Here is a 16,283-nt window from a genome sequence, read left to right as displayed (position 1 = left end):
ACGAAAATAAAGAAGATTAGAACCTATTACTATTAAAGCATGGATGATGACAAAGCAGCATAATATTACACAGGAAAGGACGAGCAGGAAGTGACCATTATCAGTATAGAAGGAGCAAGTGCAGCAGGAAAGACAACCACTTCAGCTACGCTTGCGATTCGCAACAACGCTCTTCATATTCCCGAAGTCGCTGCCTGTTGGGAAAAGCCGGAGCCCATCTATCCCAAATGGTTTTTTGAACGACAGGTAGATCGGTGGAATATGGCCACCAGGCAAGAACCAACTACACAGGTGATTATCGATATCGATTTGTTTCAGCCCTTCTGGTATAACTGGTCATTTGATTTTACGTTGTTCGATGGACAGAGTCTCGAATTTGTGGAGCGATTTTATAGACCGTTTATAAGCCGGCAGAAAATTGGGTTTCCTGACAAGTATTTTATTCTCCATACCGAAGAGCAGAATCTTCGGGAAAGAAAGGCTAATGATGCTACACGGTTAAGAAGAGGCTTTGAATTAAACCTGAAATTTATCGAACCACAAAAACGATATTTTCAGGCTTTGAATACGTTTTGTCCAGGGCTGGTATGTTTTGTGAATTCGGTAGATATTGAGAGTAATATAGAGAAGATTCAGCAGGAACTGCCTGGTTGTAACAATGATCATCGGTATTCGATGGAATTGTTTGACTTTATGGTGGATTGGCTTCGAACTAATCAGGCGCATAGTCATAACAGAGACGAATAACAAGCGAATGTTATATCCGGAGAAGGGGAATATGATGAGCAGAAGAGAGACTTTGGCTGCCGTTGCTGAACAATTAGCTTCAAAGCCTTTAATAGGAAACGAACATAAATATGGGCCGGATCTGGAGCCGATTCTTAGGTACTTTCCCAGAGAAGATCCCCATATAGGTTTTGATTGATGTGCTGCGTTTGTCTATCACTGCTGTATAGAAGCTGGTATTAAGCTGCCTGTCCGATATGCAGCACCTGTTACGCGCAACTTTGCCTGGGTAGAAGCATGGATGGAATGGGGGCAGCTATATGGGTTCTATCATCCGATCAGCGAAAGGTCTTTTGTACCGGCACGAGGAGATCTTATTGTATTTGATAATGTTGTAGAGAATGGACCGAATGATCATATTGGAATTGTAGTGAGAAGAGAAGGAGAATATATTATTACGGCGGAAGGCAATTATTATAACAAATCCGGTATATTTCAAAGAAGACTGGAACAAATAAATGGATATATCCGAATCGACGATACCTATAAGTACGCTTCAGAGTGACATTTGGAAGGGATCGGGAGGGAAAATGAATACAAAAGCCATATACCAACTACTTCGGGATCATCAAATCACTCTGGCACCCGGCCTGTCTGATAAAGAAGTTAGTCAGATAGAAAGTATCTATAATATTCAATTCCCGCCAGATTTACAGGAATTGCTGCAATATATGCTACCTATAGGTCGTTCGTTTCCTATTTGGCGGGATTTCTCTAAATCTACGATAGCTGATATTCGCAGACAACTGGATGCACCCTTGGAAGGAATATTATTTGATATTGAGCATAACCAGTTTTGGCATCATTCTTGGGGAACAAGACCGAATAATCTGAAGGAAGCCCAAAAAATAGCCTGCCAAGAGTATTTAAAAGTTCCTCCATTGATCCCTGTTTATGGACATCGGTATATTCCGTCGACTCCGGCAGAAGTGGGGAATCCGGTATTATCTGTGCATCAGACGGATATTATCTACTACGGAAGTAATTTGGAAGAGTATTTTAAAATCGAATATAGACTTAAAGCGCAGAGCGAATTGGATGACGCTAAAATAAAATACATAACATTCTGGAGTCAACTGATAGAAGGATAGAGAAACGCATTATTCGGTTTATATCCATTACTCAATTACAGGAGGAATACATATGCCATGGCCAATGGTTCATTTTGCCGTATCCTATCAGTTATATTCCGGTAAGCCTACACCTCATCTACTGCTTGGCAGCATTGCACCGGATTCACTGCATGCAAGAGGACAGACCACCCGAGAAGAGAAAGGTCGCACACATCTGGTACAGAATGATCAGCTTGCCAGTCCAGCATTGATTATGCAGACGCTGCAGTCCTATCTTGATGAGCGCCCTCAGGTAGAATGGAAAGACTATATTGTAGGTTACTTTACGCATATCTATACCGATATGAAATGGACGCACAATCTGTATGCAGAGTACAAAGAACAGTATCACGGTGAGGATATACGGCACTCCTATCATCAGGAGGCGGCACAGCTTGAATTTGAACTGCAGCGGATAGTGCAGGAGCAAAGGGATGACCCAGTGTCTATGCTTTTGCAAGCAGAGGGTTATGCGGTAGAGCCTCTGGTAACAGCCTCCGAAGTAACCAAGTATCGTGATATGAAGATCGAGTGGTTGAATGATGCTGCGAATGAGCCACATATTGTTCCGATTTATTTTACGTTGGAAAGAGTAGAAGAGTTTGTGAGAGTAACAAGCGAAGAGTTGCAGAAGTTATTCAAACAGCATGATATAGAGCAGTTGCTACAGCCCATAAAGATCGATTAATCGGCAATTGGGAGTTATTCCATAGAAAAACGTATTAGTTTACAGCTTGGGATGGAGCGAGTGTAGATGAACCCATTATTGGAATTTGAAATTATCTCCAAGCACCGGATGGTCAATCACTATTACCCAAAGCTATGTACTGCTCTCAATTCCCTGGAAGAAGACCAGCTATGGAGCCGAGAAGCCGGAGCAGCTAATAGCATAGGTGGAATTGTGGTACATATCGTAGAGCATATCAGGCGTAATACTCAGAGAATGTTGACCCCAGAGATTCGATATGAGACTGGTATCGAGTCGACGTTTACCGATCTGAATATCAGTAAAAGTGAGCTGCTGGCACTACTAGAGAGTACATTCAGATAGTTCGAACAAGTCATTCATCAGACGGCAGCTGTGAATATGTATGATATCTATCATCTGGTAGAGCATACAGGCTACCATCTGGGACAGATCATAGATCGTACACAGCGAATGACAGGTAGAAGCTTCCAATTCGTTCAGCAAGGAATCAATGAAAAAGCATTACAACAGTTGATAAAGCAAGATACTTATGATGAGGATCGCTAATAGGACATTCATCATAAACAGAGTAAAGTATAAAGCTATTTCAAAAATAGAAACAAAAAAAGGCAGCCGGAATGCGAATACATTCGGCTGCCTTTTCCAACTAGTGCATCATAACCATCCATATTTGCAAAGTCTACTTCCAGTTACAAAGATCTAAGCTTTATTTCAGAGAGAGCTGTTTGGACAGCTGCTCAAACTTTTGCAAATGCGGCGTTACCTGTGTAGTGATACTTTTCAGGTATTTGATCGATGCCTGACGTTCACGTTCTTTTTTGGCGGATTCTTCAGGGAATAGGGAATAGCTGTGTGACGTAGTCCCCTTTTTGTACGTTACACTGAACAGGCTACCTTTTTTCCAGAGTGGGAGCAGATTCCCCTGATTCTCCAATACATTCAGCGTCATGTTATTAGTCTGATAAGTGAAGCTGTATTCCGGATCGGCTTCGGCACGTGTAACACTATAGCCGGACAGCAGCGCATTGTTCTTAAATGTGCCAGTCTGGATTTGGTTCGAGACCATATGATCTTTTTCCAGAAAACGTTGTTCCGTTAAAGTACCATCACCATTCATCCGATCATTGTTCCAGGAACCGTTATATACGACTTTATAGCGGTAATCAGAATCGCTGTACTCGTTTATGTATTTCCCTGTCCCCGAGCGCAAGCCATTTGCAAATCTGCCGGAATAGGTTTTGCCATTAGGCCATTTGACTGTGCCCTTGCCATGGGCTTTCCCATTTTCGACCTGTCCGTAATAGGAGCCACCACCTACAAAAGTCAGAGATTGTTTGGCTGCAGCCGCATGTGTTGTGGAAGCAATAGGGGAAGCTATTGTTCCACCGAGAGCTAGCGCGATGGTTAAAGTGCAAAGAAGGGCAGAACGTTTTTTCATAAGTAGAGTCTCCTTTATCGTTTGAAAATTGGGCCGCCTTTGATCGGCACAATGGATAGACGAATAATATTCTGAAAATGTTACGTATTCGTGCAATATGAATTAGTAATAATCACAAAATAATATAAAGTAAAAAACTCGCCTTTACTCAGGCGAGTTTTATTTCATATCCTGCGCTTCTTGCTATTCAATCATATTCTTGCTGGCCTGGTACATCTTTTCAGTATAGGTATCAATATCATCCCTCGACATGCGCAGACGCTCTGCAGAACTGCCATATCCAATTTCAGCCAGTCCTTCTTTGAGTCCTGCAAAAATTCCATTTGCAAAAGCATCCAGTGGTTCACCATGCGTATGCAGCCCCGCGCCGCCCAGGTCGGTATTCACTGCTGGTGGTGCGATCTCGATCACTTCCACAGCTGTGTCTCCCAGCTGATGTCTCAGACTCATGGTAAACGAATGCAGTGCTGCTTTGGTAGCGGAATAGATCGGAGCAATTGCAAAAGGTGTAAATGCCAACCCGGAAGTAACATTGAGAATTGCGGCCTTATCCTGTGCTGCCAAAAATGGTGCAAACAGCATCGCCAGATGGATCGGAGCTTCCATATTAGTCGTGATCTCTCTGTTAAAGTCACTCCAATGGTTCCGGGCATCTGCAGTCAGTACATTAAAACGTTGCTGAATCCCGGCATTGTTAACCAGTACATTGACATCTGGATACTGGGTTGTCACCCAGTCAAATAAAGCAATACGTTCGGATTCATTATCCAGATTGCTCACCCGGGTAATCAGATTCGGATATTTAGTCTGAGCATTACGAAGCGCTTCTTCACGTCTTCCACAGATAATTACAGTATTACCGAGTTGCAAAAAGCGTTCAGCAAAAGCGAGTCCAATACCGGCACTACCGCCGGTAATCAGTATAGTATTTCCAGTAAGCTGCATGCCGATTCCTCTTTTCTAGATGTTTTGGTGTTCCATACGATTCAGATAACGGGAAATTTTGGAGTCGATCCCTGTAAGAGCATCGTTCATGACAGAGATCTCACTCAATACTGCCTGTTTGTGCTTTTGCATCATCTCCAGCCGTAATCCGGTGGTATGGTCTCCTTCAATAACCCAATCTACATACTGTCTAATCGTACGGATAGGCATATGGGTGTGTTTGAGATGGAGAACGATTTTGAGCAAGGTCATCTGTTCCTCCGAGAACAATCGTCTTCCGGCAGCATCTCGCTCTATAAGCGGTAGTAATCCTTTTTTCTCGTAATATCGAAGTGTAGATTCTGGTATGTCAAAATAAGCAGCTGCTTCGCCAATAGAACAATATTTCATATGAAGGCCTCCAGGGGTGAATATAGAACGTCGACAAGTTCATGATAGAACTTAAACCATAGTTCATGTCAATATTAATTCATAGAGAAACGGGAATATATGGAATCTGCAATTGATTCGGTGTATTCGATACTGATATACTTTTCGTATACTACTGCATTGGGGGTCATACCGTTGGCAATGTTGGCAGCAGTGCTGTGTTGCTCGTTCACTAGAGAGGCCTTGCGCAGAGCCTGAGTAGGGGCGAGTCTTTGTGCAGGGCGCGATTTCGATAGAGGATTTCGCCCAGTTTATTTTATTCGTTACCATGTGCAGGCTTTGCACCTTATGGATTGTCCAATACAAATAAGGGGCGGTTAGCTATGCAAACACCATTTATTCAAAATCACCAATTAAATGTGATTCACAAACAAGCGGATTTTCTGCTAAAAACGATGCGGACTGTAGCCGATCGTAAAGTGCTGGAGACCGTCAAAGGCACAGCTGTTATCAATGCTATTGACGCATTTGATCAATTGACGACGGAGCAGAAAAATCTGCTGGAGCAGATGTCCAAGTACGAAGCAGCCTACGAGCTGCAGAGCTATCTGGATGAGCTCGAGGCGCATGTAATTCCTTTTCCGGAAGTCACAGTCAAACAGATTCAAAAATTATTTCCCAAATCCAAAAAGCTGAAAACGCCGGATCTGGCATCTGTCGATTACAAACGTACAACGTATCTGAGATGGATGGATGTGGCTACGAATCGACTGTACATTGTATATCCATATCAGGGGCAGTTGCTTGGTATAGAGGGACAGATGACCTCCACCAACAAAAACGGATTCTGTATGTTCTGCAATCGGCATAGAGAACTGGGATTCTTCAATGTGAAGACCCGAGGCAGCGGACCGGATCAGTTTGCTTCGGCAGGTCAGTATATTTGTATCGATGATGAGGCTTGTAACCATAGTATTACCGATACCGCTCCGCTAGAGAGATTTCTTCTGGCAATAGGCAAATAAGACAGTCAGAAAATAATAAAAGTCGCTCTGCGGAGCGGCTTTTTGCATACGTAACTCTGGTGCTGAGAGTGATAAAGATACTAGCTGGTGTCGATTCCTGTTGGAAAGAACTTGGTACAGAAAAGTCCTTTTCTTCTTGGTAATTATCAGAGATCAAGACTACAAATTATATAAAAGAATGGAGGGTTATTATGCAAAAAATAGCAATCATAGGTTCAGGTGGATCGGGTAAATCCACCTTGTCCAAGAAACTGGCAGCCAAGCTGCATCTGCCTCTCTATCATCTAGATTCCCTGCACTGGAAAGCTGGTTGGGTGCCTACACCCGCTGCAGAATGGGATCAATTGCTCACAGAGCTGATAGCGCAAAAAGAATGGATTATCGACGGCAATTATGGAAGAACGATGGACATGCGCCTGCGGGAAGCAGATACTATCATCTATCTGGATTATCCAACGCGTATCAGTCTGTTCCGTGCAATCAAGCGGAGATTTCAGTATAAAGGCAGGACACGTCCTGATATGGCAGAGGGATGCGAGGAGAAGCTTGACCTGAATTTTGTAAAATGGATCTGGCGATACCGCAGGGATCAGCGGCCGAAAATAATAAAGAAGCTGGATCAGTTGAAAAATGGTAAACAGGTTTACATATTTACATCACCCAAACAGCTGGAACGATTCCTGAATGAAGAGCTCCCAGACAGAATATAAGACATACAGATATAATAATTGAACAATGACAGGCACTCTTTAAAAGGAGACAAAAGGATACTTATAATCGTATTCTTTGTACATATGAATGGTCTATTTAACAAATCTCAGACAGCGTACATTTATTAGGAAGCCAAATAAAAATATCATATCCATTTATTACTAAAGATGATATATTACTGGTGTTATTAGTTAATTGTTTTAAACAAACTATTATAGAAGGGCGATGATTTCAGACGTCAGTCAGATTGCTCGGCACATAATGCATACTATAATTGAAAAACGAGAGGGGTAAATTATGAAAATTTCTGCTTTTCGGCTTAAGAATCTGTCTGTCGCTGCTTTGGCACTGAGTCTGTGCTCTTCATTGTTCATTACAGGTCAGTCGTCTACAGCTTTTGCTGAGAATATTCCTGCCAATCTTGTGCCAGGCAGTGTACAGGTGAATTCTGCTGCCCTATCTGAATCGCCTCAGCCCGATGATACCGGACTCCATCTGGATTACGATATGTATTGTGCGTTTGGTTCTGTTTCTTCACCTCTTATTGCCAATGATATCAAAGCAGAAGGCATTACTCAGGTGCAATTTATTATCTTTCCTTTTCCGGGGCAAAATAAACAGGGTGTAGTGTTCAGTCTGGAAGCCGAAACAGAAAAGGGATGGGAACCTGTATTTGTCAGCACATTCCAGCCCAGCTCTAAAACACAGCAGCAAACGATGAAATTGCCGCGAAGTGACTACAAGAAATTCCGCCTTGTACTTACAAGTACCAACGAGAACTATATCGTCATGGAATACAAACAGTGGACCAATTAAGTCAATAAAACAAATGCTGCCTCAGATGCATAGGCAGATAGGAAATCAATCATTCTGCCTGTAAGGTACCAGCCATATTGCCGCATTATCGAAAAGGAGCTGATCTCAAAGACCAGCTCCTTTTTGATATCAACAGGTATCCTCAAAATGTATCCCAGTAGTTATTTGGCGTAATATCCGCCATCTACCGGCAGTTCTACACCTGTAATATAGGAAGACTCGTCCGATGCGAGGAACAGAACGGCATTAGCAATATCTTCAGCCTTGCCCAGTCGCGGCAGTGGAGTCTGAGACAGGAACCACTGGGTCATACGCTTATCCTTCATCAAGTCAGTCGTCATTGGTGTCTCGATATAACCGGGATGAACAGAGTTGGCCCGGATATTATGCTTGGCATAATCTACCGCCGTTGCTTTGGTCAGCATACGCACTGCACCTTTGCTGGCTGTATAGGGACCAGTACCGCTTCCGCCTGTAAGACCGGCAATCGAGGAAATATTAATAATCGAACCGCCGCCCGATTTGATCATATGCGGAATAACATATTTCTGACCTAGAAAAACACTGTTCACGTTGATCGCCATCGTCTTCTCCCAGCCTTCTAGAGTCAGATCCAAAAAGCTGGTCGCATTGGAGACTCCAGCATTATTTACGAGGATATCGATTTGGCCAAACCGGGCTATGGTTTCATCCACGATACGAATCCAGTCGGTCTCTGATGTTACATCATGTCGGAAACCGATCGCTTCACCGCCACTGCGGTTAATTTCAGCGACTACTTCCAGAAGCTTGTCTTCCTGTACATCGGAGATGGCTACTCTTGCACCTTCTCTGGCCAGTAGCAGTGCATCTGCTTTGCCCATGCCTCCGGCGGCACCAGTAATCATCGCTACTTTATGATCCAGTCTACCCATTTAGTGATCCTCCTCATCCAGCATATAGTCAAGTTTAAAATTCAATCGTTCTTGCAGACGCTTGACCATCTTGCCATATACAGACAGCAGTAAATCGGTCTCCTTCTCAGATAGATCATCCCATAATCCTGCAGTCAGTTCCTTGTAACGTGCCTGCAATCGATGTTCGGCTTCATGGCCTTGTTCTGTCGCTTGCAAATGTGTCTGGCGTCGATCCATCGTAGAAGGCAGGCGTTCGATATAACCTTTTTGCACCAATTTATTGGTCAGATTCGTAATAGCGGCCGGGGTAACGTCCAGCACCGATACAAAATTGGTACTGATCATCGGCCCCTGCCGAACCAGCATTTGCAAAATCAGATATTGTGGAGCCGACAGACTGTCATCGACTAACTTGGCATGCCCTGCTACGATCATCTGCATCTGGCAGCCGACTAACGCGGATAGTCGCTCTTGTTTGTTCAGCTTGGTTGCCTCCCTTGATAATGTTACGAAATTAAATATTTAACACCTTTAAAATAATTTTATTGTAAGTTGTGCAGATAGCAACGTCAAGTCGAGCACAAAAAGATACAGCGAAAATGAATTTAGGTATCTCTATATCATTAATAATGGTATATTGTTGGTTTGATTTATTGATTGAATGGGCTGGAGAAGCCTAGCGACGATAGAATGAGTAAATAGAGAAGATCCAACCGAAGGCTGAATCTGAAATATGTATTGAATCAGAACGACGAGAGGGGAAATCATGAAAACTTCAAATGGTGGATTCGCAATCTGTCGACAGCTGCTGTGGTTCTGAGTCTGGTATTTATGTTATCTGTTCCTGGTCATTTCTTTGCCGCTTTTGCGTAAAGTCTTCCATCAGTGTGCCGACAAGAACAGTTGAGTTGCTGATCCGTTGCAGTTTAATGATCTTATGCCTGATCTAAATTATTATGTGCATTATATTTGTATACAATGTAGAGGTTGATGTGAAACTTTTATTGAACAGTATAGCATGGTATAGTAATTTTACTAAAAAAAGGAAGGGATAAAAAGAATAATGAATAAAGAAGTACCTGAAAAAAAGTTGTTTTATTTAGATGGTGCGAGAGGTGTAGCAGCACTATCTGTAGTGATTTCACATTACATACAAGTATTTTATCCGGCTGCATTAAACGGAAATTCACAGCAAGCTCATTTTCAATGGGATACTTTATATGGGTATTCGCCCCTTAATTTATTTTATAATAGACAATTTGCTGTTTGCTTGTTTTTTGTACTGAGTGGTTATGTGCTTAGTGTAAAATTAAAGCAGCTATTTTTGATCCGTTTTTCTATTTTGATGCTTCTCCTTATAATCCTGTACTATGGACTATGAGTTATGAATTATCAGGTTCATTTTTGATTTTTGGATTCCTGGCTTTATTTGGGCGATTAAGGCGAAGATGGATAGCGTATGCTATTTTATCCATTGCTTTAATTCAAACTTATTTTATCGCCTTTTTATGGGGAATGCTATTAGCTGATCTGTTGAAATACAAATGGAACAACACTAAAACAATAAGAATATGTACTTTATTAATTGGAATATATTTGGGTTCGGCTCCTTATACCTCTTTAGGCGGAACTATATATGAACCTATAGAAATAGGCACGAAAATTATTAATCACTGGTTTCAATTTAATATCGATCCAAGGCAGTTATCACGAACTTTGGGTGCCACTATGATTTTATTTACTCTGCTTCGCTCAAGATTTCTACAGCATATATTTGGATCGAAGCCGTTTGCTTACTTAGGTAAAATTTCATTTTCTTTGTACCTTATTCATTTTACTTTCATAAATACGTTCTCTGCATTTTTGTTTAGTCAATTAATTCATAACTTCAGTTATAACCTAGCATATGCTATTACGTTTATGACATCTATACTTCCTTTATTTATTCTATCTCATTATTACATGAAATATATTGATCAAGGTGCATTAAAGCTGGCTTGGAAGTTCGATAAAAAAATGGCAGCGTCTCAACTACCTATACAAGAAAAAACACAATAAAAGTTAATAAACTAAGATAATATCTGCTAACCAACTATAGAATTTAAAACACTATAAGCAAGAAATCATACTATCGTTTTATAATTCTACATATAGCTAGGATACGATCATTACATTCGTCTCTGTTTATTTTCTATAAAATATGCAATTGAATTAATATATTAAGATAGATATTCATATTTATTAAACAAATTTACAAGTTGGATACAATTCGGTTCCAGGATCGATACATTTGGTGGGTAAGATAAGCACATACCAAGAAAACACATATACGAAGGAGATGGATGAATTATGCGTTACCCACAATGGATAGCAGCTTCTCTCGCCGCAGGCGTACTTTTGACAGGAACCGTATCTACTCCGACCGTCTCGGCGGCCAGCACGACCAGCAAATCAACAGCCGCCGCTACAAGCTCTGCTTCATCTTCGCAGAAAATGAATTTCTCCCTGAGCGACGTTCCCTACACCGCTGCTCAGTACAAACAAATTGTCAAAGCTTTTGCTGCCTTTGACGGATTCGAGACACCGTATGTACCTTCACGTATGATCACCGGTGATGCTTTCAAAAAAGTAGGCGTTGGTGGCGATAGTGTGACCTTCATTTTCAAATATATGAGAGTGTCCGTATCTCCGCGTGATGATTCCTACAGCTACAAAGGCACGGTAGTTACACTTCCAGATTCCAATAATGTAAAAGGCAAATGGTATAAAGTAAACGGTACCGATATGCTGACTTTCCCTCTAAAAGACCGCTTTGTTACCATCTATGCACCTGCTCATTCATTAAGCAAAACGAAACTTGAGCATGTAGCGGTAGACGTTACCCGCTATGCTCCGCAAGCCAAGTGAGTATCTAGAGGCGAGAACTTTGGAACATCGTGTGGTATCTGCAAATAGAATTGCATTTCCAAAATCGACAGTGTTCAATCCAAAAGAAGAAACCTGTGCTTACAGCAGGTTTCTTCTTTTTTATGTTTACCAATGCTATGTATTGTCCTGCACCGTCTTTGTTCTCTTGGTGCTTGTATTAGCATGCGACATCCATATAATGGTATATTGTTAAAGTGTCAAAAACAGAGAAGAAGAAAGGTGGATGAAATGATCAATCGATTCATAAAAACAGTAGGTATTACTACTTTGTCAATTATGCTTCTTGCTGGATGCTCCAGGCACAACTGAAGTCTTTGTAAATAATGATAACGTACCGAAAGTTCCATCTGGAGACTATATTATAACGATTTACGGTGGAAAGAATATGCCAAAAGGAACTATAGTACTGGAAAATAGTGAGCATCGCTTATAGAATTTGGCTGGAGAAGCTGTATAAACATGCGCAAAGTAGTAAATGATGCGTAGGCTACATAACTAGGAGAGCAAGCGATGTGATTTCCTACTGGAAAGGAGATTGAAAATAATGAGAAGAGTCGATGTAGCCTATTGCCTGATTACCGATCCTGCCCATTCCAAAGTGCTGATGGTGAAAAATATCGATGAAGCAGGTGATCGGTGGTCTCTTCCGGGTGGAGCTGTAGAAGAGGGAGAATCCCTGGAGCAGGCAGCGATTAGAGAAGCCAAGGAAGAAACCGGACTGGATGTTACTATTCATGGCATAGTAGCTATAAATGAATGTGTATTTTCCGCCAAGCAGGAGCATGTGTTATTTATTACGTTTAAAGCTGAAACATGCGGTGGTGACGAACAAATCATCAGACCGGATGAGATCGCCGAGTTAGCCTGGGTCGATCTGGAGGAAGCGGAGCAATTAATGCCTTATTATCAAGGTGGATTGCGAAAGATGATAGGCAGTCAAAGCGCCATCTATTTTAATGAAGGCGAGAAGTAGATGAGTAGATAATAGATGAGTAAGGAAGTGTATTTGAAAAAGATTTTGGTTAAACAGCTGCACGGCCAGATCATGATTCTCTGGCCGTGCAGCTGTTTTTTTGAGTAAATCAACATTCGTATTATAAAGATTAATCTGCTCACATAGATAGTCGCTTAAGATGTAGTCTGAGTCACTCGAATATCAGGAAGCTGCTGCTTACTGTCGGCGACATGACCAATATGAGCAAACAATTTGCGTAAAGGGCCAAAACTGGCAATCCGCAAAATGGTCTGTATGGTGCCTACGCCGGCTTTGCTTTGGGGGAAAAATAGATCTGGAGCGCCTGGAGGCAGTTTCTGGGCTTTATCTACCATGGGACGCATCCACTGCTCATACTTGCTTAGACAACTGTTTAGGCTTTCTGGTTGGTTGGACTCGGACTGAGACAGAAAGGCTGCAAGAACATATCCGCCAATCAATGCCAGCGATGAACCTCCTCCGCCTATAGGGGTGACACACCATGCTGCATCGCCAGTGACACACACTCTGCCTTCCGACCAGGTCGGCATCATAATCTGTGTAAGATAATCAAAGTAAACATCCTTCGAGGTAGCAAATCCGCTAACTACGCGTTCGTCCTGCCAGCCGGCTCCGATGAAAATATCTGGCAGTTCAGCACGAGCCTGATCGGAAGGAATGTCTGCCAGATTGCGCTCTCGATCTTTGAAGGCCAGCGTTGCCCGCATCGTTCCCTTATTATCCGGACGAATCGAAATTTGGCGCCTACCTGCAGCATTATACCAACGCCACCAGCGGTCATCTCCATCTTGCTTTTCAATCGTTCCATAGATCATATTCAATCCCAGTTCATTGCGGGAGACACGATCTCCGAATACCTTATCCCTTGTTCTCGACCGGACGCCTTCTGCGATAATGAGCAGGTCGTATCTTTCTTTGCTGCCGGAGTGCAGTTCGATCTCGACATATTCATGCTGATCGTTCACTTGTTCAATCCATTCTCCATAACGAACCGAAATACCTGGCGGCAATGCATCCAGAATAATACGCGCCAGATCGCCTCGCAGAATCTCGATTTCAGCGGTGAGCCCATCTGAATCCTCTACAGGGAAAGCGCCTATCACCTGTCCTTTGTCGTTGACAAATGCAGTCCCTTCTTCGGTGGTAGTCTGCTTGCGTACCTGTTCTTCGATGCCCATTTTTTGAAGAAGCTCACGCGCCACTCCGCGTACATCAACATTCTGTCCACCCTCACGGAAGACGCTTGCACGTTCAATAATTGTAACTTCCCAGCCTGCCTTGCCCAGCCAGAAAGCAGTGCTGAGACCGGCAATACTTGCACCTGAAATAAGTGCCTTTTGAACTGTCATTATGTTGCTCCTCTCGGCATTTGCGTATGTGTTTATAAATAAAATAGAGCAGGGAAGCAGGAAGAAAGAGCATTAAAAAACCACATCTAACACTTGGCAAACAGTGAAAAGATGTAGTTAGATGTTCCTTACCCTGTAAATAGAGGTTGAAACGAGCAGGATGAATCGGCGAGAAGAGAGAGGTAGTTTGGCGTTTGTGTATACTTATACATCAACAACACATTTGTTCAGACCATAATGATTTGTAGGGGTACACTGTTTCTTCATTATTATAGTCTATTTCTTTTCGATAGAAGTTATAAAGTACGTATTATGACGTATACAGTTTGGTCAGTTTTTCAGTGTCTAATTTCGCAAAATAGGGCAATTGCCATTTCTGTGTGGCAATTGCTTGTTTACTGGTTACTTCATCCCAACTTGGATATACGCGCATAGCCATCTTCCCTTTATTGTCAGCGGTTGATAAAATGCCATGTTTTTTGAGTACATCTTTGGGGAAAACAAACTGACCATTTTCACCCGTTGCAGGATGGATCACATGAATAACCAGCAGGTCGGCTGATTCTTCATAAGTAAAAGGCTGATTTTGTTTCTCGGCATTTTTTTGCCAAAATACAACGAATTGTCCTGCTTTGGTAGGTGTGGTTTTTGCGACTCTGAATCGCACTGACAGAGATGTATCTGATCGTTGGTGAAGCTGAAATATGCCTGCTCCATATTCCGCATTCTGCTTTTCTTCATGCAAGTGATCGATATGCCAGCCTGCTGGTATGTATACCACTTCTTGGATATGAGTCAGCGTCTGTTGAAAAATACTCATAATAGGTTTAGTCTCCCGGCTATAGTTACTAATTTTGTAGGTATTCTATTTTAATGCAGTGCAAACCAAGTCTATTTTAGCACATCAATGAAAGGGCCATGGTTTTTCATCACTTATAGAAAAACTATATTTTCACGAGCTTTACTGCTTTAAATTATTTTATACATCTTTACCAGTCGCAATCGGGTTCTCCTCATAACTAATCCACTTCACTCCAGTTGTCGCTATTCGCTGAAAGCATATCTCTGCAGGTACAGTGAAGTTGGAGTTTCCGAGGTGTATGATGGAGAGAGAGTGCGGCTTTAGCGTTTGACTTTTTAAATATTAGAAGATATTATAGATACGTTAAGTCTTTAATAGAAGCGAGATTTATGTATTTCTTGGCTTACGTGACTTATCGTATCGAGATCGAGCAGATTAATATTTTTTATTCTAATTAAGGATATAAGAGATCTTCTTTGTCTTTAATAAAAAAGGGGAAAAATTATGCATATTTTCATGACAGGAGTCACCGGATATATTGGAAGCTCTGTAGCAAAAGTATTACTGGAAGCGGGACATTCGATTTACGGCTTGACGCGGAAAGAAGAAAGCTTCAACGCGTTAAAACAATTGGGAGTGGAACCTGTATTGGGTTCGCTGGAAGATGAATCTCTTTTAATCAAATACGCTCGGATGAGCGATGCGGTCGTTCATACGGCGGATGCCGGTCATCGATCTTCGGTGGAGGCGTTCGTGCGTGCTCTGCGTGGAACGGATAAAGCGCTGATCCATACCTCCGGTTCCGGAATCGTTGGCGACGATGCGCGGGGAGAGTACGAAGCGGAACACATCTATCAGGAAACGACGACGCTGAACCGGGATCTGGAACATATCCGCATCAACGAACAGGTACGCAAAGCCGGTGAGGAAGAGGGCGTGCGCGGAATCGTTATTGTCCCGTCCATGGTATACGGAACATCGCTTGGTCTTCCCGCCGAAAGTGTACAATTGCCTGTCATTGTTCGCAAATCAAAAGAAAAAAGCACAGGTGTCTATATCGGTCAGGGACTCAACCGCTGGTCCAACGTTCATATCGACGATCTAGCCCGGCTGTATCTGCTCGCGCTTGAAAAAGCGCCGGCTGGATCTTATCTGTTTGCCGAGAACGGAGAAGAATCGTTCAAGGATCTGGCCCGTTATGTAAGCGAGGCTCTTGGTTACGAAGGCCGAACGGCTTCATGGCCGCTGGACGAAGCAGTGGCGGAATTCGGACCGATCGCGCAGTATACGCTTGCTTCCAATTCCCGGGTGCGTTCGGTTGTGGCACGGGAAACTCTGGGCTGGCGGCCAGCCGGAGAATCCATTCAGTCCTGGATCTCCCATATTTATCGGAGGAGCTGATC

At 42.6% G+C, this 16,283-nt stretch carries 18 protein-coding genes and 2 pseudogenes; 13 read left to right on the top strand and 7 right to left on the bottom strand.

From position 1 onward, the window contains the following. Nucleotides 1-90: 90 nt before the first annotated feature. The 6 genes and pseudogenes from WH46_RS12960 (at nucleotide 91) to WH46_RS24415 (ending at nucleotide 3,153) form a co-directional block, all read left to right on the top strand. Entirely contained in the window at nucleotides 91-747 is a 657-nt protein-coding gene (locus WH46_RS12960; protein ID WP_046226941.1) for a hypothetical protein, read from the top strand. Nucleotides 748-937: 190 nt separating this feature from the next. Next, nucleotides 938-1,291 (top strand): annotated as a pseudogene (locus tag WH46_RS23390) (CHAP domain-containing protein); the annotation flags it as partial. 25 nt (nucleotides 1,292-1,316) lie between these two features. Continuing rightward, complete coding sequence (locus WH46_RS12950) at nucleotides 1,317-1,877, top strand: hypothetical protein (RefSeq protein ID WP_046226940.1); 561 nt, start codon at nucleotides 1,317-1,319, stop codon at nucleotides 1,875-1,877. 52 nt (nucleotides 1,878-1,929) lie between these two features. Then, nucleotides 1,930-2,586: a hypothetical protein gene (locus WH46_RS12945; RefSeq protein ID WP_046226939.1), complete on the top strand. Its 657-nt coding sequence runs from the start codon at nucleotides 1,930-1,932 to the stop codon at nucleotides 2,584-2,586. A gap of 66 nt (nucleotides 2,587-2,652) precedes the next feature. Beyond that, complete coding sequence (locus tag WH46_RS24420) at nucleotides 2,653-2,949, top strand: hypothetical protein (protein ID WP_231584334.1); 297 nt, start codon at nucleotides 2,653-2,655, stop codon at nucleotides 2,947-2,949. Between the two features lie 36 nt (nucleotides 2,950-2,985). Further along, on the top strand, nucleotides 2,986-3,153 hold the full coding sequence (locus WH46_RS24415; protein ID WP_231584333.1) for a hypothetical protein: 168 nt from the start codon (nucleotides 2,986-2,988) through the stop codon (nucleotides 3,151-3,153). 160 nt (nucleotides 3,154-3,313) lie between these two features. On the opposite strand, the gene WH46_RS12935 is transcribed toward WH46_RS24415, so the two are convergent. The 3 genes from WH46_RS12935 to WH46_RS12925 form a co-directional block, all read right to left on the bottom strand. Continuing rightward, on the bottom strand, nucleotides 3,314-4,045 hold the full coding sequence (locus WH46_RS12935) for an MORN repeat-containing protein (protein ID WP_052714217.1): 732 nt from the start codon (nucleotides 4,043-4,045) through the stop codon (nucleotides 3,314-3,316). A 183-nt stretch (nucleotides 4,046-4,228) separates the two neighbouring features. After that, a complete protein-coding gene (locus WH46_RS12930) occupies nucleotides 4,229-4,990 on the bottom strand; it encodes an SDR family oxidoreductase (protein WP_046226938.1) in 762 nt (253 codons plus the stop codon). Between the two features lie 15 nt (nucleotides 4,991-5,005). Continuing rightward, a complete protein-coding gene (locus WH46_RS12925; RefSeq protein WP_046226937.1) occupies nucleotides 5,006-5,380 on the bottom strand; it encodes a MerR family transcriptional regulator in 375 nt (124 codons plus the stop codon). A gap of 362 nt (nucleotides 5,381-5,742) precedes the next feature. Here WH46_RS12925 and WH46_RS12920 point away from each other — a divergent pair, with 362 nt between their 5' ends. The 3 genes from WH46_RS12920 to WH46_RS12910 all read left to right on the top strand — a co-directional run bounded on the left by WH46_RS12920 (nucleotide 5,743) and on the right by WH46_RS12910 (nucleotide 7,911). Further along, a complete protein-coding gene (locus WH46_RS12920) occupies nucleotides 5,743-6,384 on the top strand; it encodes a FusB/FusC family EF-G-binding protein (protein WP_046226936.1) in 642 nt (213 codons plus the stop codon). 191 nt (nucleotides 6,385-6,575) lie between these two features. Next, a complete protein-coding gene (locus WH46_RS12915; protein ID WP_046226935.1) occupies nucleotides 6,576-7,094 on the top strand; it encodes a DNA topology modulation protein in 519 nt (172 codons plus the stop codon). 298 nt (nucleotides 7,095-7,392) lie between these two features. After that, a complete protein-coding gene (locus tag WH46_RS12910; RefSeq protein WP_046226934.1) occupies nucleotides 7,393-7,911 on the top strand; it encodes a hypothetical protein in 519 nt (172 codons plus the stop codon). A 161-nt stretch (nucleotides 7,912-8,072) separates the two neighbouring features. Here WH46_RS12910 and WH46_RS12905 read toward each other — a convergent pair whose 3' ends face one another. Then, a complete protein-coding gene (locus WH46_RS12905) occupies nucleotides 8,073-8,825 on the bottom strand; it encodes an SDR family NAD(P)-dependent oxidoreductase (protein WP_046226933.1) in 753 nt (250 codons plus the stop codon). Continuing rightward, nucleotides 8,826-9,248 (bottom strand): MarR family transcriptional regulator, encoded by a 423-nt coding sequence (locus tag WH46_RS12900; RefSeq protein WP_231584332.1) that lies wholly within the window; start codon nucleotides 9,246-9,248, stop codon nucleotides 8,826-8,828. It lies immediately after the preceding gene. Between the two features lie 622 nt (nucleotides 9,249-9,870). On the opposite strand from WH46_RS12900, the pseudogene WH46_RS12890 reads away from it, so the two are divergent. The 3 genes and pseudogenes from WH46_RS12890 to WH46_RS12880 all read left to right on the top strand — a co-directional run bounded on the left by WH46_RS12890 (nucleotide 9,871) and on the right by WH46_RS12880 (nucleotide 12,708). Further along, a pseudogene (locus WH46_RS12890) lies at nucleotides 9,871-10,865 on the top strand (acyltransferase family protein). A gap of 291 nt (nucleotides 10,866-11,156) precedes the next feature. Continuing rightward, complete coding sequence (locus WH46_RS12885; RefSeq protein ID WP_052714216.1) at nucleotides 11,157-11,714, top strand: hypothetical protein; 558 nt, start codon at nucleotides 11,157-11,159, stop codon at nucleotides 11,712-11,714. Nucleotides 11,715-12,279: 565 nt separating this feature from the next. Next, on the top strand, nucleotides 12,280-12,708 hold the full coding sequence (locus WH46_RS12880; protein WP_046226930.1) for an NUDIX hydrolase: 429 nt from the start codon (nucleotides 12,280-12,282) through the stop codon (nucleotides 12,706-12,708). Between the two features lie 155 nt (nucleotides 12,709-12,863). Here the strand turns inward: WH46_RS12880 and WH46_RS12875 are convergent, their stop codons facing one another. Beyond that, nucleotides 12,864-14,078 carry an FAD-dependent monooxygenase gene (locus WH46_RS12875; protein WP_046226929.1) on the bottom strand — a complete coding sequence of 405 codons (1,215 nt, stop codon included), beginning with the start codon at nucleotides 14,076-14,078 and terminating at the stop codon, nucleotides 12,864-12,866. A 310-nt stretch (nucleotides 14,079-14,388) separates the two neighbouring features. After that, nucleotides 14,389-14,898, bottom strand: a complete 510-nt coding sequence (locus WH46_RS12870; RefSeq protein WP_046226928.1) for a MepB family protein — start codon at nucleotides 14,896-14,898, stop codon at nucleotides 14,389-14,391. A gap of 486 nt (nucleotides 14,899-15,384) precedes the next feature. Here WH46_RS12870 and WH46_RS12865 point away from each other — a divergent pair, with 486 nt between their 5' ends. Further along, nucleotides 15,385-16,281, top strand: coding sequence for an NAD-dependent epimerase/dehydratase family protein (locus tag WH46_RS12865; protein ID WP_046226927.1), 897 nt, complete (start codon nucleotides 15,385-15,387; stop codon nucleotides 16,279-16,281). Nucleotides 16,282-16,283: the final 2 nt, after the last annotated feature.

It is taken from the genome of Paenibacillus dauci, assembly GCF_000971985.1.
GTDB lineage: Bacteria > Bacillota > Bacilli > Paenibacillales > Paenibacillaceae > Saccharibacillus > Saccharibacillus dauci.
Note: the sequence above shows the minus strand (reverse complement) of the source record. Positions and strands in the feature narration are given on the sequence as shown.